The organism is Nonomuraea sp. NPDC049480, assembly GCF_044465905.1.
In the GTDB taxonomy this organism is placed as follows: Bacteria; Actinomycetota; Actinomycetes; order Streptosporangiales; family Streptosporangiaceae; genus Nonomuraea.
This window is the reverse complement of the sequence record NZ_JBITMD010000044.1, coordinates 1-20,102: the sequence shown is the minus strand read 5'-3', so window position 1 is coordinate 20,102 and position 20,102 is coordinate 1. Positions and strand designations below refer to the sequence as shown.

General features: G+C 67.4%; 20 protein-coding genes and 1 pseudogene. 18 read left to right on the top strand and 3 right to left on the bottom strand.

Going from position 1 to position 20,102, the window contains the following annotated elements:
- Window positions 1-27: 27 nt before the first annotated feature.
- The 6 genes from ACIBX3_RS57430 to ACIBX3_RS57405 are packed head-to-tail and all read left to right on the top strand — an operon-like array spanning window position 28 to window position 4,548.
- Window positions 28-510 (top strand): RidA family protein, encoded by a 483-nt coding sequence (locus tag ACIBX3_RS57430; RefSeq protein WP_397129293.1) that lies wholly within the window; start codon window positions 28-30, stop codon window positions 508-510.
- Complete coding sequence (locus tag ACIBX3_RS57425; protein WP_397129292.1) at window positions 507-1,316, top strand: 2-keto-4-pentenoate hydratase; 810 nt, start codon at window positions 507-509, stop codon at window positions 1,314-1,316. Before ACIBX3_RS57430 ends, ACIBX3_RS57425 begins: the two co-directional genes overlap by 4 nt.
- 24 nt (window positions 1,317-1,340) lie before the next feature.
- On the top strand, window positions 1,341-2,120 hold the full coding sequence (locus ACIBX3_RS57420; protein WP_397129291.1) for a 2-keto-4-pentenoate hydratase: 780 nt from the start codon (window positions 1,341-1,343) through the stop codon (window positions 2,118-2,120).
- A gap of 16 nt (window positions 2,121-2,136) precedes the next feature.
- Window positions 2,137-2,337 carry a 2-hydroxymuconate tautomerase gene (locus ACIBX3_RS57415; RefSeq protein ID WP_397129290.1) on the top strand — a complete coding sequence of 67 codons (201 nt, stop codon included), beginning with the start codon at window positions 2,137-2,139 and terminating at the stop codon, window positions 2,335-2,337.
- The gene (locus ACIBX3_RS57410; protein ID WP_397129289.1) at window positions 2,334-3,776 is read left to right on the top strand and encodes an aldehyde dehydrogenase; all 1,443 of its coding nucleotides are present in this window, start codon (window positions 2,334-2,336) and stop codon (window positions 3,774-3,776) included. Before ACIBX3_RS57415 ends, ACIBX3_RS57410 begins: the two co-directional genes overlap by 4 nt.
- A gap of 4 nt (window positions 3,777-3,780) precedes the next feature.
- Window positions 3,781-4,548, top strand: coding sequence for a 2-keto-4-pentenoate hydratase (locus ACIBX3_RS57405; RefSeq protein ID WP_397129288.1), 768 nt, complete (start codon window positions 3,781-3,783; stop codon window positions 4,546-4,548).
- Between the two features lie 31 nt (window positions 4,549-4,579).
- Here ACIBX3_RS57405 and ACIBX3_RS57400 read toward each other — a convergent pair whose 3' ends face one another.
- A complete protein-coding gene (locus ACIBX3_RS57400; protein WP_397129287.1) occupies window positions 4,580-5,554 on the bottom strand; it encodes an AraC family transcriptional regulator in 975 nt (324 codons plus the stop codon).
- Between the two features lie 274 nt (window positions 5,555-5,828).
- Here ACIBX3_RS57400 and ACIBX3_RS57395 point away from each other — a divergent pair.
- A pseudogene (locus ACIBX3_RS57395) lies at window positions 5,829-5,927 on the top strand (helix-turn-helix domain-containing protein); the annotation flags it as partial.
- 21 nt (window positions 5,928-5,948) lie between these two features.
- Here ACIBX3_RS57395 and ACIBX3_RS57390 read toward each other — a convergent pair.
- On the bottom strand, window positions 5,949-6,128 hold the full coding sequence (locus tag ACIBX3_RS57390; RefSeq protein WP_397129346.1) for a hypothetical protein: 180 nt from the start codon (window positions 6,126-6,128) through the stop codon (window positions 5,949-5,951).
- 221 nt (window positions 6,129-6,349) lie between these two features.
- Between ACIBX3_RS57390 and ACIBX3_RS57385 the strand changes: the two genes are divergently transcribed.
- The 7 genes from ACIBX3_RS57385 to ACIBX3_RS57355 all read left to right on the top strand — a co-directional run bounded on the left by ACIBX3_RS57385 (window position 6,350) and on the right by ACIBX3_RS57355 (window position 13,165).
- Complete coding sequence (locus tag ACIBX3_RS57385; RefSeq protein ID WP_397129286.1) at window positions 6,350-7,390, top strand: ABC transporter substrate-binding protein; 1,041 nt, start codon at window positions 6,350-6,352, stop codon at window positions 7,388-7,390.
- 116 nt (window positions 7,391-7,506) lie between these two features.
- Complete coding sequence (locus ACIBX3_RS57380) at window positions 7,507-8,394, top strand: ABC transporter permease (protein WP_397129285.1); 888 nt, start codon at window positions 7,507-7,509, stop codon at window positions 8,392-8,394.
- Window positions 8,395-8,480: 86 nt separating this feature from the next.
- Window positions 8,481-9,182, top strand: a complete 702-nt coding sequence (locus ACIBX3_RS57375) for an ABC transporter permease (protein ID WP_397129284.1) — start codon at window positions 8,481-8,483, stop codon at window positions 9,180-9,182.
- 71 nt (window positions 9,183-9,253) lie between these two features.
- Window positions 9,254-10,327: an ABC transporter ATP-binding protein gene (locus tag ACIBX3_RS57370; RefSeq protein ID WP_397129283.1), complete on the top strand. Its 1,074-nt coding sequence runs from the start codon at window positions 9,254-9,256 to the stop codon at window positions 10,325-10,327.
- A 78-nt stretch (window positions 10,328-10,405) separates the two neighbouring features.
- A complete protein-coding gene (locus ACIBX3_RS57365) occupies window positions 10,406-11,395 on the top strand; it encodes a thiamine pyrophosphate-dependent dehydrogenase E1 component subunit alpha (protein ID WP_397129282.1) in 990 nt (329 codons plus the stop codon).
- Window positions 11,388-12,371: an alpha-ketoacid dehydrogenase subunit beta gene (locus tag ACIBX3_RS57360; RefSeq protein WP_397129281.1), complete on the top strand. Its 984-nt coding sequence runs from the start codon at window positions 11,388-11,390 to the stop codon at window positions 12,369-12,371. The genes ACIBX3_RS57365 and ACIBX3_RS57360 overlap by 8 nt, the downstream gene beginning before the upstream one ends.
- The gene (locus ACIBX3_RS57355; protein ID WP_397129280.1) at window positions 12,371-13,165 is read left to right on the top strand and encodes an SDR family NAD(P)-dependent oxidoreductase; all 795 of its coding nucleotides are present in this window, start codon (window positions 12,371-12,373) and stop codon (window positions 13,163-13,165) included. Before ACIBX3_RS57360 ends, ACIBX3_RS57355 begins: the two co-directional genes overlap by 1 nt.
- On the opposite strand, the gene ACIBX3_RS57350 is transcribed toward ACIBX3_RS57355, so the two are convergent.
- Entirely contained in the window at window positions 13,143-13,964 is an 822-nt protein-coding gene (locus ACIBX3_RS57350) for an IclR family transcriptional regulator (RefSeq protein ID WP_397129279.1), read from the bottom strand. The genes ACIBX3_RS57355 and ACIBX3_RS57350 overlap by 23 nt on opposite strands.
- 308 nt (window positions 13,965-14,272) lie before the next feature.
- On the opposite strand from ACIBX3_RS57350, the gene ACIBX3_RS57345 reads away from it, so the two are divergent.
- The 4 genes from ACIBX3_RS57345 to ACIBX3_RS57330 all read left to right on the top strand — a co-directional run.
- The gene (locus tag ACIBX3_RS57345; RefSeq protein WP_397129278.1) at window positions 14,273-15,376 is read left to right on the top strand and encodes an aminotransferase class V-fold PLP-dependent enzyme; all 1,104 of its coding nucleotides are present in this window, start codon (window positions 14,273-14,275) and stop codon (window positions 15,374-15,376) included.
- Window positions 15,376-16,482 (top strand): M24 family metallopeptidase, encoded by a 1,107-nt coding sequence (locus ACIBX3_RS57340; protein WP_397129277.1) that lies wholly within the window; start codon window positions 15,376-15,378, stop codon window positions 16,480-16,482. The genes ACIBX3_RS57345 and ACIBX3_RS57340 overlap by 1 nt, the downstream gene beginning before the upstream one ends.
- A complete protein-coding gene (locus ACIBX3_RS57335; protein ID WP_397129276.1) occupies window positions 16,479-16,988 on the top strand; it encodes a RidA family protein in 510 nt (169 codons plus the stop codon). The genes ACIBX3_RS57340 and ACIBX3_RS57335 overlap by 4 nt, the downstream gene beginning before the upstream one ends.
- A gap of 251 nt (window positions 16,989-17,239) precedes the next feature.
- Window positions 17,240-20,102, top strand: a 2,863-nt coding sequence (locus ACIBX3_RS57330) for a Tn3 family transposase (RefSeq protein WP_397129275.1), incomplete at its 3' end; no start/stop codon positions are given.

Sequence of the window (20,102 nt, the reverse complement as noted above, 5' to 3'; positions counted from 1 at the left end):
GGCGTCACCGGAAACGAAAGAGACGACATGAACAGTATGACCACCTCGACAACCGGCATCGATCAGGTCGAGGCCCGCCTGCACGCACTTGGCCTCGAACTCCCCCCACCTCGAGAGCGCATGGGCAACTTCCTCGGCGCGGTCCGCACCGGAGACCTCCTCTTCCTCTCTGGTCAGGGCACGGACCGCTACCAGGGCAAGGTCGGCCGTGACCTGGACCTGGACGACGCGTACGCCGCCGCGCGGGACGGCGCGCTGTACCTGCTCGGGCTGGTCAAGGCCGAGCTCGGCAGCCTCGACCGGGTGTGTCGTGTCGTCAAGCTCCTCGGTTTCGTCAACTGCGTCGACGGTTACGAGAAGACGCCGCTGGTGGTGAACGGCGCCAGCGACCTGCTCGGCGAGCTGTACGGCGAGGCAGGACGGCACGCGCGCACAGCCGTGGGCGTCGCGGCACTGCCCCGGAATTTCGCGGTGGAAATCGAGATGGTGGTCCAGGTGAGCGATCGATGAAGACGCCGACGGCCGGGCGGGTGCTCGGCGACGAAGAGGTGCGGGAGGCGGCCGACCGTCTCCTGGGAGCGGAGCGGAGCGGCAAGCCGATCGGCCAACTCTCCCAGGCGCATCCCGGGATGAGCGTGGCGGACGCCTACGCCGTGCAGCGTGAGGGGATCCGGCGACGACTGGCAGCCGGCGCGGTCGTACGCGGCTACAAGATCGGCCTGACGTCCGCGGCCATGCAACGCATGATGGATGTCGACGAGCCCGACTACGGTCACCTGCTCGACGACATGTTCGTGCTGGAGACGGTCCCGTTGCCGGCCGGCGCGCTGCTACAGCCTCGCGTAGAGCCGGAGCTGGCGTTCGTCCTCGGCCGCGACCTGCCCGAAGGCGGCATCACGGTCGCCGACGTGCTGCGATGCACCGACTTCCTGCTGCCGTGCCTGGAGATCATCGACAGCAGGTACGACGGCTGGCGCATCACCCTGCCCGACACCGTCGCCGACAACGCCTCATCCGCCAGGGTCGTCCTCGGTGGCGTGCCCTGCTCCCTGCGCAGGCTTGACCTGGCCGCCCTAGGGGTCGTGCTCCGCGTCAATGGCCGGATCGTCGAGAGCGGGGCCTCCGGGGCGGTCCTCGGCAACCCGGTCAACGCCGTGGTCTGGCTGGCCAACGCGCTGGCCGGCCACGGGGTGCGGCTCTTGGCGGGCGATGTGGTCCTGTCCGGTTCGGCGACGCGGGCGGTGGATGTACGCCCTGGCGATCACGTCGAGGCCGTCACCGAGGATCTCGGTGCCGTACGCACCCGGTTCATCTGACATGGCTCCCGAGAGGACATCACCGTGACCACTATCGAGGCAATCGCGGACCTGCTCCATACGGCCGCCCGGCAGGCGACCGAGGTGGACCCCTGGAACCACGGCGCCGGCGGCTTCGATCTCGCGACCGCCTATCAGGTGCAGGACGCCGTGGTGGCGCGCCGTGTGGCCGAGGGCGAGCGGATCGTCGGCGCCAAGCTGGGCCTGACATCGCGCGCGAAGCAGCAGGCCATGGGCGTGCATGAGCCGCTCTACGCCTGGCTGACGGACGCGATGAACCACCCAGCCGAGAAGCCTCTGCGGCTTGACGGCTTCATCCATCCACGCGTCGAGCCCGAGATCGCCTTCGTGATGGCACAACCGCTCAAAGGCCCAGGAGTCGGCGTCCTGGACGTGCTGGCCGCCACGGGGGCGGTCGCCGGAGCGCTTGAGATCATCGACAGCCGTTACCGGGACTTCCGCTTCACCCTCCCCGACGCCGTCGCGGACAACGCCTCCTCCGCGGCGTTCGTCCTCGGCCCGCTCCAGCGCCCGGCCGACTTCGACCTTTCGCTGGTGGGCTGCGTTCTGGAGGTCGACGGGCAGGCGGTCGACTCCGCCGCGGGCGCTGCGCTGCTGGGCCACCCCGCCGAAGCCGTCGCCGCGCTGGCCAACGACCTGGGGCGGCGAGGCCTCTCCCTGGAGCCGGGCTGGGTGATCCTGGCCGGCGGGTTGACGGCACCAGTGGCGCTGTCGCCCGCGACCTCGGTGGTCGCCCGATTCTCCCGGCTGGGCACCGTCCGGCTGCTGTGCGACGTCAACTGACGGAAGGAACCCACTCATGCCTCTGATCCAAGTGACGATGCAGGAGGGGCGCAGCCCCGAACAGAAACGAGCTCTGCTCGCCGCGATCACCACCGCCGTGCACGACAGCATCGGCGTGCCGGTCGAAGCGGTACGGGTATGGGTCGTCGAGGTGTCACCGGAAGCCTTCATGGCCGGCGGCGTGCTGGCGGCCGAGCGGCAGAAGCCGCGGCCGTGAGCGAGCTGCCGGCCATTGCGCACCACATCGACGGTGTGGCCGTCCCCTCGGCCGATAGGGCCACCTTCGACAGCGTCGATCCCACGACGCGGCGACCCTGGGCGCGAGTCTCACTCGGTTCCACAGCCGACGTCAACGCCGCCGTGAGCGCGGCGCGCCGCGCCTTCGACGACGGGCCATGGCCCCGTGCGACACCGGCCGAGCGCGGCGAGGTCCTGCACTCCTTCGCCGATCTGCTGATCTCCCACGCGGAAGAGCTCGCGTTGCTCGACACCCTCGACATGGGGCGTCCGCTCACCCAGACCCGCGATCGTGACGTGGCACGCGGCGCCGCCAACCTGCGCTTCTTCGCCGACGACGCGAGGCTGGCCATGGATGAGTCGATGCCTGGGCACGCGCGTCATCATGTCTACACGCGCTACGAGCCGACAGGAGTCGTGGCGGCCATCGCACCATGGAACTTCCCGCTCATGCAGGAGACGTGGAAGATCGCTCCGGCGCTGGCCTACGGCAACACCGTAGTGCTCAAACCGGCCGAGCAGAGTCCCGCGTCGGCGACGCGGCTGGCCGAGTTGGCGGCGCAGGCCGGCCTGCCGCGCGGCGTCTTCAACGTGGTGCAGGGTTTCGGCGCTGGAGGCGCCGGTGCGGCATTGGTCGCGCATCCGCAGGTCGATCTCATCACGTTCACCGGTGAGACTCGCACCGGGGAGTCGATCATGCGGAGTGCCGCCCGCGGGGTCCGGGCGGTGAGCCTCGAACTCGGCGGGAAAGGTGCCTCTATCGTCTTCGAGGACGCCGACCTCGAGCAGGCCGTCGCCGTCGTAGCGGACGCGGCGTTCTCCAATGCGGGACAGGTCTGTCTGGCCGGTACCCGGCTGCTGGTGCAGCGATCCGTTTACGCCGAGGTGGTCCACCGGCTCGTGTCGGCGGCGGAGACGATGCGACTGGGCGACCCGCGCGACAGCGGCACGCAGATCGGCCCACTGGCCTCCGAAGGGCATCACGCCAAGGTCACCGGCTGTCTCGACGCCGCCATCGGCGAGGGAGCCACCAGACTGACCGGTGGCGACCGGCATGGGTGGTGGGTGGCCCCGACGGTCCTGGATGGCATGAAGTCGTCGATGCGCATCTGCCGCGAAGAGGTCTTCGGTCCCGTGGTGACGGTCCAGTCCTTCGACACCGACCAGGAGGGGGTACGTCTGGCGAACGACACCGATTACGGCCTGTCGGCCATGGTCTTCACCACCGACCTCGGGAGGGCGCACCGGATCTCGGGTCGCCTGCGAGCGGGGAACGTCTGGGTCAACTGCTTCTGGGTGCGCGACCTGCGATCGCCCTTCGGCGGTATGGGGCACTCGGGAATCGGCCGCGAGGGTGGTCGGCACTCACGGGAATTCTTCACCGAGGCCAAGAGCATCGTCATGGACATTGGGGAGTGAGCTCATGGATTTCGACAGCGACGGACTCGCCGCCCGCATCGTGCGGGCTCGTGCCGAGCGGCGACCGCTGCGTCCCCTGACTGATGAGCGCACGCTGTCGATGGAGCAGGCGTATGCCGTGCAGGACGGCGTCACACGGCTGCGGCTCGCGTCCGGACAGCAGATCATCGGGTGGAAACTGGGCTACACCTCGCTGGCGATGCGCGAGCAGATGGGGGTGTCCGAGATGAACGCGGGCCCGCTGACCGACGCCATGAGCCTGCGCGATGGGGCCACCGTACCGGCGACGCTCGTGCAGCCGCTGGTCGAGCCGGAGATCGCGCTGATCCTCGGTCGTACCATGCCAGTGAATGCAGGCCTGGCCGATGTGCTCGCCGCGACTGAGCGAGCGTATGCCTGTCTCGAGGTGGTCGACCCGATCTGGCAGGATCGCCGGTTCCGGATCGAGGACAACACCGCCGATGGCTCATCCGCCGCGTGTTTCGTGCTCGGCGCCCCCCTCGACCTCGCCGACCTTCCGTCCATCGCCGTGACGATGTCCCACAACGGGGAAGTCACGGGCCAGGCCACCGGGGCCGCGGCCGGCGGCCACCCGGCTGCGGGTGTCGCTTGGCTGGCAGGCTTGCTGGCCGGTCGCGGGGAGGCCCTAGAGCCTGGCGACATCGTGCTCACCGGCGGCCTGACCCACGCCGTTCCGCTTGAACCGGGCGATGAGATCGCCGCGACCTTCGAAGAAGGCGCCAGGGCGGTGCGGGTGAGCGTGCGCCGGTAGGGTCCTCAGACGAGATCCCCACGGCAGGGCTTTAGGGCCGGATGTGAGCGGCTCGGCTCCGATGGAGCGTAGCGGAAGGGAGCTCCCCGAAGCGAGACAAGTAATAGTGGGAGAAACGGCTCAAGTGCGGCATGCCGATGGTGTAGGCCACCTCGGTCACGGACACCTCGAACGGTCGCTCGGTCAGCAAACGATGGGCGGCCTCCAGCCGAAGACTGCGCAAGTGTTCGGTGGGGGTCGTCCGCCAGTGCCTCCGGAAGGCATCTTGCAGCGTCCTGCCGGCGATTCCGCAGGCCCGGGCTATGTCGTCGACGGCGAGATCGGTGGCAAGATGCTCGCGCATGTAGCGGTCGGCGCGGGCCAGGCAGGACGGGAGCGACTCGGCGCTCGGATGCGTGACGGAGTTGGGCACACTGTGCAACACGGCGGTCACGAGATGACGGACCGCGCTGTGGTCGATCGCCGACGACCGAACCGTAGAGCGCGATGTGGCCACCTGTGCCCAGAGGAACCGCAGCAACGGCACGATGTCAATCGCGGCGGGATCGATCTGCGGAGCGAAGAGGACTGGTCCGTTCGCACTGTCGGTGGAGGCTACTCGTTCGACGGAACGGCGGGGCAGGCGGACGATGAGTTGCCGGGCGTCGCCGCTCCAGCGCTTGCGGTATGGGGTGCCGGGGTTGATGACGTATACCGATCCCTGCGTCAGTGCCACAGGATCGGCGTCACCCGCGACCAGTTCGCACATCCCGGCGAGAGTGAGCTGCAGCAAGTAGAAGTCATGCCATCCGGAGGTCGTCACCTCTACGTCGCGGCCGTAGGAGACGAGATGGAATGCGACGTCGTACAGCATGCTCTGGCGCAGGGCGAAGTCAAGGGTCTGGCGGAGACCGAGGACGTTCAACTCATGCTGGGCGAACCGGCTTCGGAGCAGGTCTCGCGCGACATCGGGCTCAGAGGTCCGCAGAACGGTACCGTCAGCCGACTTGTCGTGTGGTATCCCCATTGACGGTCCCTTGGTTCATGCCTCTGAGAAGTATCGCGAACCGGTGTGACCAGGGACAAGGCTTCTGCGGTATTGGGCTATTCCTTGCGCCTTCTGTTCATGTTCGTTGGTTAGCTGGTGCGTGAGCCCCGCTGCCGGTGGTCGCCGCGGTGATCCTGCTGACCGAGCTGGGCGGCCCCCTGGTCACGGATGGTCTCATGGGCCCGCGTCCATTGCTCGGGCTCGGCGCCCAAGACGGTGATGACGGTGGGGTGCCCAGAGGGACGCTAGGCCTGTGATCAACGCGGGAAAGATGTCCGGCCTGTGGTCGGGGCGGCCCAACAGCGTCCGGCTGGATGAGCTGGACGTCATCTGCGCGGTGCTCGGGTGCGGCGTCCAGGAACTGTCGCGGCGATCAGGCGGCCGCGCCGTGGGCGACGTAGAGGTTGATGTCGGTGAAGTCGAGGGTGATGGTGTTGGGCTTGTGGAAGCTGTGGAAGAAGGCGGCCGGCACGTCGAACCCGTTGGGGGCAAGCGGCGAGTTGGGGTTCGTGAAGCAGTAGATGTCGTTGGCGGCGACGTCGCCGAGGCGCATCTCCTTCGAATGGCAGGGCGGCTGCCGGCAAAAGTCTCGACCTGGTAGATGATTCATTTCGAGATAGTCCAAATTCTGCTGGCACTTTCTGGTGAAAAGAGTCCGCCGGATCCACGGTGAATCCATCTGATGTTCACCTCGTCAGCCTGCCTGTTCATGTGAAACGGCAGGTTTAGGCGAACCGGCCGCCTCCCATGCACATGCCCCGACGGAGTACAGTCATGATCAAAATCATCCCATGCGCCACCGCGTTCTTGGCGGCCGTCGCGCTGCTCGCCGGATGCGGCGGTGAAACCGGTCCGACGGCCACTGACCGATCCGTTGTCTTCGTCGGGACCGGCGGCGCGTATCAGGCCGCGCAGCGGGAGGCGTTCGTCAAGCCGTTCGCTGCGTCCTCCGGCATCAAGGTCGTCGAGGATCAGCCGGTGACCTACGCCAAGCTCAAGACCATGGTCGACAGCGGCCGCGTCACTTGGGACGTCGTCGAGGCCGATCCGTTCTACGCGATCGCCAACTGCGGGCGGTACGTCGAGAAGATCGACCTGACCGTCGTCGACGTCTCGAAGATCGACAAGGAACTCGTGTCGGAGTGCGGGGTCCCCGACATGAAGTCAGCCTTTCTCTTGGTCTACAACACCGAGAAGTTCGGCCAGAACCCACCCGCGTCCTGGCGAGACTTCTTCGATATCAAGAAGTTTCCCGGCAAGCGCGGGATGATGAACGACGCCAAGGAGGGCGGTCTGGAGATCGCGCTCGTCGCCGACGGCGTGCCGACAGACAAGCTCTACCCGATCGACTACACGCGGGCCTTCCGCAAGCTCGACACCATCAGGAACGACCTGAAGTTCTTCACCACCGGTGCGGAGCAACAGCAGGCGATGGAGACCGCGCAGGTCGACATGGTGCTCGCATGGCCGGGCAGAGCGAGCCAGGCTGCGCACAACGGCGCGAAGATCGCGCCGGTGTGGAACCAGCCGATGTTCTTCTGGGACGTGCTCGTGGTGCCGAAGGGGACGGCGCACAAGACCGAGGCGATGAAGTTCATCGCGCACGCGATCACTCCCGCGGCTCAGGCCACGCTGACCCAGCACATCGCCTACGCCCCGGTCCACCCCGACGCGAAGCTGCCGGCGGACGAGGTGACACGGCAATACCTGCCACTCGGTCAGGACAAGGGAACCGGCTTCCTGCGGGACATGTCCTGGTGGGCGCAGAACCTGGACACCGCCACGCAGAAGTGGACGACCTGGATCTCCCGCTGAGTCGCCGTCGGGTCCGCCCCGCTCAGGGGCGGACCCCGGCGGTGCCTGTGGAGCCAAACGCGAAGAAGTCACATTTCGGAGGTAGGGGCGTCATGCCCATTTCGTCCACTTCCATCATGTCCGCTTCAGCACCTGAACGGCCTGAACGCCGTCTGCTGTGGCTGAGCACCAAGCCCTGGTACGGCGTTCTTCTCGTCGTGCCCGCCATTTGTCTTCTTGCCACCGTCTTCGCCTATCCGGTGGCAGCCCTCGTTTGGCTGAGCTTCGCTGATCCGTCTCTCGGGCTCGAGAACTATCATCGGCTGCTCACCGACGGGGTCAGCCTGCTGGTCTTGCTGCGGACCCTGCGCATGGCCACCATTGTCACGCTGGTCACGCTGCTGTTGGCATACCCGTACGCCTACCTCATGACATTGGTCGGTCGACGTGCCCGTTCGGTGATGGTCGCCCTGGTGCTGCTGCCGTTCTGGACGAGTCTCATGGCACGGACCTTCGCCTGGGTCGTCCTGCTTCAGGACAACGGACCCATCGACGACCTGCTTGCGATGGTCGGGCTCGGACCGCTGGAGCTCGCCGGGACAGAGGCCGGCGTGACGATCGGGATGACGCAAGTGCTGCTGCCCTTCATGACGCTGCCCTTGTACGGCACGCTGCGAACCATCGATCGACGCCTCCTCGACGCGGCCGTCGGCTTGGGCGCGCGGCCGTTTACCGCATTCCGCCGCGTTTACCTGCCGCTTTCCATGCCAGGGGTCGTGGCGGGCGCGATGATGGTGTACATCCTCGCGCTGGGCTTCTACGTCACTCCAGCGATGCTCGGCTCACCAAGCGAGTCGATGATCTCCCAGTTGATGACGGTGCGGATCACTCAACTGCTGGACTTCGGCGCGGGCGGAGCCCTCGCCACGGTGCTGTTCCTGCTCACGCTCCTGCTCTTGGCCCTGGTCTCGCGCTTCCTCTCACCGAGCGCCGCCCTCGGCATGTCGACGAGGGGGGAGCGTTGATGGGCGTCAATCGGCCCGCGAATCCGGCACTGCGGCTGTTCAGCGTCCTGGTCGGATCGTTCCTCATCGCGCCGGTCCTCGTCGTGGTGCCTCTGAGCTTCACCGACAAGGACAGCTTCGAGTTTCCCCCGCGCGGCTGGTCGCTCCACTACTACGAGCGGTTCTTCACCGACCCGGCGTGGAGAGAACCACTGCTGGCCTCGCTGAACGTCGCCATCATGGTCACGCTGATGGCGACGATCATCGGAACACTGGCGTCATTCGCGATCACGCGAAGCCGCCACCGTGGAGTAGCCGTCCTCCAAGGGCTCCTTGTGGCGCCCATGATCGTGCCGAACGTCATCGTCGCTCTGGCGATCTATGCGGCGTTCCTTCGATGGGGCCTCGTGGGCACGGTGGAAGGCCTCGTACTCGCCCATGTCGTGCTGGCCCTGCCGTTCGTCGTGATCACCGTGAGCGCTGGTCTGCGGACCCTTGATCCTCGGCTGGAGCGTGCGGCGGCGAGCCTTGGAGCTTCGCCGCTGGCGACCTTCCGGCTCGTCACGTTGCCGTTGATCGCGCCGGGCGTGATGTCCGGAGCGGTGTTCGCGTTCGTCACCCCCTTCGACGAAGCGGTCATCTCGCTGTACCTGCAGTCCCCGCACCTGCGCACGCTGCCGGTGCAGATGTTCACCAGCGTTACCTCTGACGTTGACCCCACCATCGCGGCGGGATCGACGGTGATCCTCGTCGTTACCACCGCGCTCATCCTCCTTCCTGACTTCCTGAAACGGAGGGCTCCCCAATGACCGACATGCGAGGGGCCGCCATTCGGCTCTCCAGCGTTACCAAACGGTATTCGGAGCACCAGCCACCAGTAGTGAACGACGTTTGCCTGGAGATCGCCGCCGGTGAGTTCATCACGCTGCTTGGCCCCAGCGGTTCGGGAAAGTCGACCACGCTCAACATGATCGCCGGGTTCGAACAGCTCACCGCCGGGGACATCCTCATCGACGGCGTGAGCGTGGCGTCCCTGCCGCCGTACAAGCGCGGCCTCGGCATGGTCTTTCAGCACTATGCGCTTTTCCCGCACATGACGATCGCACAGAACGTCTCCTTTCCCCTCCAGCAGCGCAAGATGCGCAAGCGCGACATCCAGCGGCGCGTGGACGACGTGCTCGATCTTGTCGGTTTGGCACACCTGCGCGACAGGCTGCCCGGTCAGATCTCAGGTGGCCAGGCACAGCGGGTGGCCCTGGCCCGCGCCGTCGTCTTCGAACCCCACGTGCTGCTCATGGATGAGCCGCCTGGCGCGCTGGACAAGAAGCTGCGGGAGCAACTCCAGGGCGAGATCGCCCGTATGCACCGCGAGCTGGGGATCACCTTCGTTTTCGTCACCCATGACCAGGAGGAGGCGCTTGCCCTGTCCGACCGCATCGCGGTCTTCGACCGCGGCCGGATCGAGCAGGTCGGCACCGCGCAGGAACTCTACGCACACCCGGCTTCTCTGTTCGTCGCGGAGTTCCTGGGAGAGTCCAACGTGTTCCACGGGATGATCACCGAACGGCGCGGACGCGTGTCCCTCGTCGGTGAAGGATTCGAGGTGCTGACGGATGGCGGCAGCGCGGGGCTCGTAGGCACGGCCGGCGTTGTCGTGGTGCGCCCGGAACGGATCCGTCTGACAGTCGGGGACGTCACCGTCGAGCACGACGTCAACGCGATGACCGCCACCGTCACCCACATCGTTTACCAGGGTTCGTACCGCAAAGTGGCATTCCGGACCGACGCCGGTACGACGGGAAGCGCACGCGAACCCGCCGGAGCGGAGTCCTCCGCCATCCCTGGTGACCGGGTGACGCTGTGCTGGCGAGTCGGCGACGGGGTGATCGTGCCCGGCCAGAGCGTGCCAGTGGTCGGCGTGCCCGGCGATCCGTTCGTCGAGTCCACGTCATGAGCGACGACGGCTAGCTCCTAGCGGCCTCTGCACAAGGCATCCCGTTTCGGCTGCCTGAGTGTGGCTGCGACCGCACCGTTGGACAACCCAAGAAAGGCGGACGACTTGTCCTCTCTCCCTTACGAAGCAGCACTGGCCGATTTGACGAACCTGTGGCGGATCCGATGCTTCGAAGAAGAAGTCACCCGGATGCGGATCGAGGAGCAGATCGTCGGTTCCGTCCATCTGTGCATCGGCCAGGAGGCCATACCGGTCGGCGCTTGTGCGGCGCTCGATCTGACCCGCGACGCCGTGTTCGCCACCTACCGCGGCCACGGCTGGGCGCTGGCCTGCGGTACCGACCCGGTGGCGCTGTTCGCCGAACTCCTGGGCCGCGAGACCGGCACCAACGGCGGCCGGGCCGGCTCAGCGTACCTGTCAGATCCGGATCACGGGTTCTACGGCGAGAACTCGATCGTGGGAGCGGGCGCCCCCATCGCGATGGGCGCCGCGCTGGCTGCCAGGTACGACGGCTCCGGACGCGTCGCGCTCACCGTGTTCGGTGATGGAGCGATGAACCAGGGCGCGGTTCACGAGGCCATGAACATGGCCAGCGCCTTCGACCTGCCCGTCGTCTTCCTGGTCGAGAACAACCGCTATTCCGAGCTCACGCCGATCGCCGCGATGGTGCGCCGCGACGACCTCGCCTCTCGGGCCGCCGCATACGGCATGCGGGCATCGCGAATCGACGGTAACGACGTCAACGCCGTCCGGGAGGCCATCTCCGAGGCGGTCGCCACCTGCAGGGCCGGCCGAGGGCCGGTACTCATCGAGGCGCTCACTCAGCGCCTGGTCGGCCACTACATCGGAGATGCGCAGGTTTACCGGCCACACGATGAGGTGGAGCAAGCCAGGACCAAGGAGCCGATCATCGTCCTGTCCGCGGCCCTGCGCGCCGACGGCGTCTCTGAACACGAACTCGCCGGGATCGAGACCCGAGTCCGCGCCGAAGTCGCCGCGGCCGCGACCGCGGCCCTGGCGGCGCCGCCGGCCGACCCCACCGCTGTGAAGGAGCACCTCTATGGGTGAGATCACCTATGCCCAGGCCATCAACGCCGCACTGCGTCGCGCTCTGGCCGAAGACCCCAAGACCCTGCTGTTCGGGGAGGACGTCGCCCTCCCAGGAGGCGTCCACGGAGTGACCCGCCGCCTGCGCCGGGAGTTCGGCGACCGGGTTTTCGACACGCCGATTTCCGAGTCCGCCATCCTTGGCGGAGCCGTGGGCGCCGCCATGATGGGACTGCGTCCCATCGTCGAGATCATGTGGGCGGACTTCGCTTTCGTCGCGTTCGACCAGTTGATCAATCAGGCGGCCAATGTCCGTTACGTTTCCCGCGGCCGCCTGAAGGCGCCGATGACCATCCGCACCCAACAAGGCGCGACCCCAGGCTCCTGCGCCCAGCACTCCCAGTGCGTGGAGGCGTTGATCGCGCACATCCCAGGCCTGCGGGTATGCCTGCCCGCCACCCCGCAGGACGCCTACGACCTGCTACTGGCCGCCATCGAGTGCGACGATCCCGTCGTCGTCATCGAGAGCCGGGCGCTCTATCACTCGCTGAAGGACACGGTGGACCTCGATGCACCCCGGTCGCCGATCGGCGGCGCGCGTATCCACCGCCCGGGCTCCGACATCTCCGTGGTGACCTGGGGGCCTATGTTGCACACCGTTCTGAAGGCCGCCCATGCCCTGGAGGACGACGGCATCGACATCGAGGTGATCGACGCCCGCTGGCTCAATCCCTTCGACACCGACACCGTCACGGAGAGCGTCTCCCGTACCGGAAGGCTGGCCGTGGTCCACGAGGCGAATCTCACGGGCGGGTTCGGCGCGGAGATCGTCGCCCGCGTCGTCGAGCGTGGCGTCCCGCTGTCGGCGCCGCCGCTGCGTGTCGCGACCGATGACCTGCGGATCCCCGCCGCGCCGGGGCTGCAGAGGGCCGCGATCCCCGGCTCTGACCTGGTGGCCGGCCGGCTGCTGTCGGTGTTGAAACCCGGGAACGACTGATGGGCGGCCGCGCACGGGTGGCCGTCGTCACCGGGGGTGCCAACGGCATCGGTCTGGCCTGCGCACAACGGCTCTCCGGCGACGGCTTCCGCGTCGTCGTGGTCGACGTTGATGCCGATGCCGGGCCCCAGGTGACCGCGAAGGTGCCGGGTGCCGAGTTCGTGCCCTGCGACGTGCGATCGCCCACGGATGTCCAGCGGGCCGTCGACAGAGCCCTGGAGATCGGCCAGGGGCGGCTCCATGCTCTGGTGAACAGCGCGGGCCAGACCGCCCGCGTCCGCTTCGCCGACTGCGACGAGGCGACGTGGCAGCGACTCCACGATGTCAATCTCCGCAGCGTCTTCTCCTTCACCCAGGCCTGTCTGGAGGGGCTCACCGCCGGACACGGCGCTGTGGTGAGCGTGGCCTCCGTGGCCGGCCTCGTCGGCGCGGAGGATCTGTCCGTCTACAGTGCCACCAAGGGCGCGATCATCGCTCTGACCAGGTCGCTCGCCCTGGAACTCGGCCACGTCATCCGCTTCAACGCCGTCTGCCCGGGGCAGATCGCCACGAGGATGATGGCCAGAGTGCAGGCCGACGACGACCTGCGCGCAGCCGTGACAGCGCAGATCCCCGCAGCCCGGCTCGGCCGGCCCGAAGAGGTCGCCAACGTGATCGCCTGGCTGCTCGGCGACGAGGCGAGCTACGTGAACGGCGTGGCGATCCCGGTAGACGGCGGACAGAGCGCCGGTTTCCTCCAGCCGAAACCGTCCGGCACGGCCGGCGAGCGAGTCAGTCCTGGCAAGGCACCGTGAGGCGATGACTGCGCAGGAGGTTCGTCGCGATCGCGCCGGCCTCCTGCACCGCGGCGACCAACTCCCGCTGACAGCTCCTGAACCTCGTCACGGGCACCGAGACCGTGTATGAGCCGGCGGGAGCGCCGTCATGATCGAAGTAAGCGGCCGACGCACAGCAGATGCCGTCGCTGAACTCCTCCAAGTCGAGGGCGTAGCCCTGCCGGCGGACATTACCCAGCTCCACCGTCAAGCCGTCGGCGTCGCAGTGGGTGTGGGCGGTCAGCCGTCGGAGTTCGACCCCGCGGAACATGATGTCGATCTGCTCATGCGGCAGATGGGCGAGCACCGCTTTGCAGGAGGCCCGAGCGTGCATGTCGCCGGTGTAGCCCACGTCGAGCCCGCGCACACTGAGCGCCTGCTCGCCGGCGATGAACTGCAAGAGCGTGATGACGCCATGGTGCCACCCACTGACATAGGAGGTTTCCCGCGTCCGGCTGTGCAACCGGGACAGGACCGCGAACAACTCGGGCAGCGGCTCGAACCGTGCACGCAACTGCCGTCCCAGCGAGGCGCCCTGCGCACCGATGTCAACTCTTCCACCAGGCAGCCGCACGATGTAACCCGCCGTCTTGAGCGTCCTCAAGATGTGGTAGCAGCGGCCCAGACTGAGGCCGAGGTGCCGGCTGAGGCTCTTGGCTGTGGCCCCGCCGCCCATCTCCGCGACAGCCTGCAACACATCGAGCCCACGTACCAAGGTCTGCAGGACGCCATTCTTGTCGTCCTCGGTCGCCGTGCTCGATACGACTGGGTCGGTCATGATGCGCTCCCAGAGAAGGCTGGCCCGTAGAGGGCGCCGCCAGGTGCCCTCTACGCGAAGGGCCGCCCCCATGGTCGGCCCCATGGTCGGCCCCATGGTCGGCCCCATGGTCGGCCCCATGGTCGGCCCCATGGTCGGCCCCATGGTCACACGCTAAGCCGCAGGCCAGGCACACCTTAGGATTGTCGATCCGATTTTTCGACTATAGCGAAAAGACTCGCCGCCAAGTGGGGCTGGTGTCCACGGACGGGTCATGCTGCGAAGCACCTGGCAGGTGTCGCAGCCATCATCCGGACAGAAAGGATCACATGCTCACCTCGGAGCAGTTTCGCGCACACTTTCCCGCGTTGCAGCGCCACGTCTGGCTGGACACACCAGCCAGCCCGCCGGCAGCGCTCGGTGTCGTGCGAGCGCTGCAGTCCGCCATGGACGCGTGGCTGTACGGGGAGTTCGACTGGACGGAGTGGGACCGCGCACCCGCCGCGAGCAAGAGTTCCATCGCCCGGCTGCTGGACATCGCCGAGGAGCAGATCGCCCTCATGGGATCAGTCGCCGAAGCAGCCGCGACCGTGGCCAAGTCACTGCCGCCCGGCCGGATCATCGTGCCCGCTCAAGAGTTCCGCAGCAACCTCTTTCCCTGGCAGCAACTGGAGCGGACCAGCCACGAGATAGTCCTGATACCAGCCCGGGACGGCCACACCCGAACCGAGGACATCGTGGCCGCTCTCGACACGCGCACCGCCCTTCTCGCCATCAGCGATGTGCTGTCGATCGACGGCCACCGAGCCGACCTCATGGCGCTGCGCCAGGCCACGAACGATGTGGGCGCCCACCTGTTCGTCGATGCGACCCAGTCACTTGGCGCCCTCCACCTCGACATGGGCAAGATACGCCCCGACTACCTCGCAGTGCACGGCTACAAATGGATGCTGTGCCCCCGCGGAACCGCCTGGCTGGCGACCAGGCCGGAGCTGACCGAGGACCTCATCCCCCTGCTGCCGAGCTGGAAGTCGACCGACCCACCGCATCGATACTTCGGCGGACCGTTCGTCCCCGCCCGCGGCGCCGCCCGCTGTGACACCTCGCCGGCCTGGCTGTCCTGGATCGGCGCCCTGCCCGCGCTCGACCTCCTGCTCGACCTCGACGCCGAGCAGGTCGAACGGCACTGTGTACAGCTCGCCGCCGACTTTCGCGCCCGCGCGATCGACATCGGCGCCGTCGTCGGCGGCGGCCAAAGCCACATCGCCGTGGTACGCGTGACCGATCCAGCCGCGGTCGGCGCCCAACTGGCACGAGACGGTGTACGGGCGACCTTGCTCGGCGACCGACTCCGAGTCGGCTTCCACTACTTCAACAACAACTCCGATGTCGAGAGGGCCGCGAGCGCCCTGCGAGGTGCATCCACGCTGTGATGAGGTTCCCCGCTGCCACCGAATCCCTCAAGGACACCATCGCCATGGCGGCCGCCACCCGGCGCGCCCACCTGCGCGATCACCTCGCCCGACTGGGCTTGCGCGGAGCCCTGGTGTACTCCCGCCGACGGTCGGCCGTCACGTGGCTGACCGGATACGCGCCAGGATTCATCTCCAACAGCGCGGCGCTGTGGATGCCCACCGCAGGTGAGCCCGTGCTGGGCGTGGAATTCCCCTTCGAGGTGGAGCGCGCCCGACACAGCGGGGTGCACACGGTCCCCATGTCCTCGCCGCTCGACCTGATCCCGGCCGACGTCGAAAGGATCGGCCTGCTGGCCGGCGACCTCGTCATCGACGAGAGAACCCCCGCCCTGCTGGAGGGGCTGAGGAGCCGGAACATCGACCCTGTCGACCTGGTCGCGTGGGCCACGGAAGCACGCCAGCACAAGACCGACCCCGAACGCGAGCTCCTCACACACGCCGCGCACATCGGCGACCTGGCGCTACGCGCCGCGGGAGACGTGGCAGTTCCCGGCATGAGTGACTACGAGATCGCCGCACGGGTCGAGGCGGCGGCGCGCGCCGCAGGGGCGCTCCGCTGCCTGTGCCTGGTCGGCATCGGAGACGGCGCAGTGATCACCGAGGCGACCGGCGTCGTCGTCGCTCCAGGCCAGCCGGTCGGCCTGGAGGTCAGCCTGTACGCCGCGGGCGCGTTCATGCACGTCAACACCACCCTTACCCCCGCCCCGTCACGACCTGTGGACTACCGGGCAATCGCCGCATGCCGGGCGGCACGGACGGCGTTGATCGACGCCCTGCGCCCCGGCCGAAGCGTGGAAGCAGTCGTCACGGCCGGCGACACCGTCTTGGCCGAACATGGGCTACTCGCATTCAAGGAATACGACTTCGGCCACGGCCTGGGCTGCGACACCCCCGAGCATCCACGCCTGCTCTACGGCATAGGTCGGATCGTCGCTGCGGGTGCCGTCGTCGCCATCCACGTAGCAGTGCGTCGTCCTGGCGGGGAGACCGCGATGATCGGCGGCCCTGTCTTCATCGCCGAAGACGGAGCACGCGAACTCTGTCCAGGTGCGGTCTGGACATGAAGCGTTACACCTCCGTGCAAGTACCGAACGTCATCAGTGATGAGGTGATCATGTTGTCAAGGCGCTGGACTCCGGCGGCCATGCCCGCACCGGTCGGCCGATACAGCCATCTGGCCGAGGTGCCCGAGGGCTACACGCTGGTTTTCGTATCAGGGCAGGTGGGGAATTTCCGGGACGGCTCGCTCGTAGGCCCGGACGCTCTGTCCCAGACCCGCCAGGTGTTCGCCAATCTGCAGACCGCCTTCGAGGAACTAGGGGCGACACCGCGCGATCTGGTCAAGCTGTTGACCTTCGTGGCGGGCACCAACCACCTGCCCGGCTTCTACGCCGCCCGGGAGGAGGTCTTCGCGGATTGGTATCCCGATGGCGACGTCCCGGCGCACTCTCTCGCCGTCGTCTCCGCGCTTGCCTCCCCGGAGCTCACCGTAGAAGTCGAGGCCGTCGTCGCGTTGCGGAACGGTAGCACGCGATCCGCCGCCGAGAGAGGCGACGAATCGGGGTCCTGAGACCATCCGGCTGAAATTGAACGCTAAGCCTCCCGGTGCAGGTCAAGGGGTGATGTGGTGGTGTGGTTGCGGTGTTGGTCTCGGTTTGGGTGTACCGACTGGTAGGTGATCGTTGATCTCCTACGGTCACGGTTTGTGTCGTTTGAATACTTATCTGGTGAGCAGCAGGCTCGGTATCGGCGGTTCTTGGCCGATCCGTCGCCGGGGGACCTGGAGCGGTTCTTTATCTGGATGCCGCGGCGTTGGCCGAGGTGGCGAAGAAGCGACGCGATCACAACCGCCTGGGCTTCGCGGTGCAGTGGGGGACGGTGCGGATGTTGGGCACGTTCCTGTCTGATGCGGGAGATGTTCCGCACGTCGCGGTGGAGTTCGTGGCCGAGCAGCTGGGTGTGACCGACCCCTCCTGTATCAAGCACTACCGGGAGCGGTTGCCGACCCAGCATGAGCATGCCCGCCAGATCCGCGCTCTGCTGGGGTACCGGGAGTTCGCCGAGGCCGAGGCGGAGGTGTGCACGTTCGTGGCCTCGCGGGCGGCGCAGACTCGGGACTCGCGGCGGGAGCTGTTCGATCGGGCGGTGTTGTGGTTGATCGAGGGCCGGGTGCTGCTGCCGGGGATCACCACACTGGCACCGTTGGTCGCAGGCGTGCGGGCCGAACGCCTGGCGGCGATCAACGACCATCTGGTGGAGCAGACGCCGCCTGAGATGCGGCGGGAGCTGCTGGCCACCCTGGTCGTACCCCACGGAAAGAAGGTTTCGTCGCTGGAGTGGATGCGCACCGCGGTGGTGAACGTGTCGGGGTCGGGCATGAAGGAGGCCTTGAACCGGTCGGCGACGGTGTGGGCGTTCGGCGCGGGTGCGGTCGATGCCGGCGGGGTGGCGCCGGTGAAGCTGGCGGAGCTGGCCGCCTACGGCATGCACGCCAAGGCCCCGAAGATCGAGCGGCTGAAGGGCACCCGTCGGGTCGCGACGCTGTTGGCGACCATGCGGCATCTGGAGGGCGTCTCGGTCGACGACGCGTTGCTGCTGTTCGATCTGTTGATGGCGACGAAGCTGCTGGCGCGGGCGGGCCGCGATGAGGAGAAGGCGAAGCTGAAGTCGCTGCCCCGGCTGCGTAAGGCCGCTCTGCAGGCCGAATCGGCGCTGCGGGCGGCGCTGGATACCCCGATGACCCAGCCGGACAGGTCCGCGCAGGAGGCCGAGGACGGGTCACGGTCGGGGGTGGAGCCGGTGGTGCGGGTGACGACGGCACCGGAGGTGATCGCGCGGATCGCGCAGGTGGTGCCGATCGAGCAGTTGGAGGCCGCGCTCGCGGTGATCAAGGAGTTTCTTCCGGCCGAACAAGACGACGCCGATCTGGAGTGGCGGGCCGAGCTGACCAACCGGTTCGCCTCGGTGCGCGGGTTCGTGGAGTTGCTGGCCGACACGATCCCGTGGGGCGGGACCGAGGCCGGTGCGCCGGTGATTGCGGCGTTGCGGGGGCTGCCCCAGGTGTTGGCCTACGGCAAGCACGCGGGCGTCCAGCACATCGAGGCGCACCGGGAGCTGGTGTCGGGGTCGTGGCGGCGGCTGGTGTATGACAACCCCGACCTGGGCGACAGGCAGATCGACAGGCATGCCTACACCTTCTGCGTGCTGGAGGCGCTGTGGTCGGCGCTGCGCAGCAAGAACGTCTACGCGGTCGGCGCGGACAAGTCAGGTGACCCGCGAGCCAAGCTCATCTCCGATGCCCTGTGGAGCGTGCACGGGCCCGGCGTCTTGACCGCGCTCGGCCTGGAGGCCGATCCGGACGCACATCTGCGCAAACTCGCGGTCGACCTGGATGAGGTGTACCGGGGCCTGGCCGACGGGCTGGAGGCCAACCCGGCCATCACGATCAAGGGCGGGAAGCTGAACCTGACCAAGCTGGAGGCCGTGCCGCTGCCGGAAGCGTATGAGGCGGTGAAGGCGATGCTGCCGCGCATCGACTACCCCGAGCTGCTGCTGGAGGTGCACGGTCATACCGGCATGTTCGATGCCTTCGACCACATCTCCGGGTCGACGTCGCGGCGGGCGGATCTGGACATCAGCCTGGCGGCGTTGATGGTGGCTCGCTCCTGCAATGTCGGGTTGAAGCCGGTGGTCAAGCTCGGCGATCCCGCGCTGGGCCTGCATCGGCTGATCGGGGTGGAGAAGGGCTACTTCCAGCACGAGGGGATGGGCGCGGCGTCGGGTCGGTTGATCGTCAAGCAGGCCGATATCGACATCGCCCGGGAGGACTGGGGAGGTGGGCTGGTCGCCTCCGCAGACGGGTTGCGGTTCGTGGTTCCGGTCCGTTCCCTGTACGGGCGGCCCAACCCGCACTACTTCGGGAAGTCCAAGCGCTCCAAGGGCGCTACCTGGCTGGCGGTGGTCTCCGACCGAGTGATGGGCCTGGGCGGGCTGCTGGTGCCCGGTACGATGCGTGACTCGCTGTTCATCTTGGACGCTTTGCACCGCTTGGACGCCCAAGAGCAGCCGGAGATCCTCACCACTGATTCGGCGTCGTACAGCGACATCGTGTTCGGTCTGTTCGCGATCTGCGGCTATCAGTTCGCGCCCCGGATCGCCGACATCTCCGACGCCCAGCAGTGGTGGATTGACCCGGCCGACGTCGGCCTGGCCGACAAGCGCACCTCACCGTCGGCCAACGGGTACGGTCGGTTGAACGAGCTGAACCTGCGGCGGGTGAACATCGCGGCGATCAAGCAGCATTGGCCGGACATGCTTCAGGTCGCCGGGTCGCTGGTCACCAATCAGGTGCGGGCTTATGACCTGATCCGGATGATGATGGCCGAGGGCCGCATCACCGGCCTGGGGCGGGCGTTCGCGCACTACGGGCGGATCTTCAAGTCGATGCACCTGCTGCACGTGGCCCATCTGGAGGACTACCGGCGGATGATAGGCGCCCAGCTGAATGTCGGCGAGGGCCGCAACGGGCTGGCCCGAGCGGTGTTCTTCGGCAACCTGGGCCAGCTGAAGCGCGGCTACGAGCGCGGCATGGAGGACCCGTTGACCGAAATACCGCAGGGTTCCCCCTGGTCAACGAGTAGGTCGACGGACAGTGACCATGGGCTCCTGTCGAGGTTCTGTCGGG